Raw genomic sequence first — 892 nt, 5'->3', positions numbered from 1 at the left:
CTGGAGACCGTGACCATCACCATTACGGGCAGCAATGACAAGCCGTCGCTGACCGTGGGCGACCCGGACGGCCTGCTGTATGAGTCCGGTGTGGGCCGGGATACGACGACGTCCGATCACAGCCCCTTCGACAAGCCCGGACAGCCCGAAGAGAACAACCCCTACGACAATGATGCCGCAGGGACCGCTTCTGTCACGGGCAGCATCAACGCTGCGGACGTGGATCATGGCGACATCCTGCACTTTGCCGTGGCGGACGGTACCGGCGTGACGACGCCCGAAGGCCTGGAGCTGACCGCGGGCAGCCAGACCAGCGTCACGGCCCAGGGGCATTACGGCCAGCTGGTCGTGACGGAAACGGCCAACGGCACGGCCTCCTATACCTACACGCTGCACGGGAACAGTGACGGTATACCGTTGACCTTCCCGGTCACGGTGAACGGGACGACCTACGCCGGCCTGGAAGAGCTCAAGCAGGGGCTGGACTGGGACTTCGACGGTCAGCCGACGCTGGACAACCTGCCGGAAGGGGCCACTGTCTCGGAAAGCTTCACCATCTTCGTGCAGGACGACAAGGGCGCCTGGCAGCAGCAGGAGGTCTCGTTCACCATCACCGGTACCAACGACCAGCCTGAGGTCACGTTGGATGCGGATTCCGAGCTGAAGCTGACCGAGAGCGGCGTGGGCCGCATAGACAGCGACACGGTCGTGGATGCCCCCGGTACCGAAGAGGAGAACAGGGAGTACAACGGCTCCCATTATGATCCCGGCAGGAACGAGCAGCATCTGGAAGGCAAAGTCACCGGCGCGGACGTGGATGCCGGGCACAAGCTGTGGTTCGGCGCCGTGGCCGGTGACAAGAGCCAGGACGGCGGCTGGGAAGGGGCGCAGA

General features: G+C 64.5%; 1 protein-coding gene. It reads left to right on the top strand.

Annotated elements, in window-relative coordinates; genetic code table 11:
* Nucleotides 1-9: 9 nt before the first annotated feature.
* Nucleotides 10-892, top strand: an 883-nt coding sequence (locus ACQRCJ_RS12430) for a VCBS domain-containing protein (RefSeq protein ID WP_427799940.1), incomplete at its 3' end; no start/stop codon positions are given.

Origin of the sequence: Desulfovibrio sp. SGI.102 (assembly GCF_050314315.1) — a bacterium.
GTDB lineage: Bacteria > Desulfobacterota > Desulfovibrionia > Desulfovibrionales > Desulfovibrionaceae > Desulfovibrio.
The sequence above is the reverse complement of the archived record's forward strand: the minus strand, read 5'-3'. Positions and strand labels throughout refer to the sequence as shown.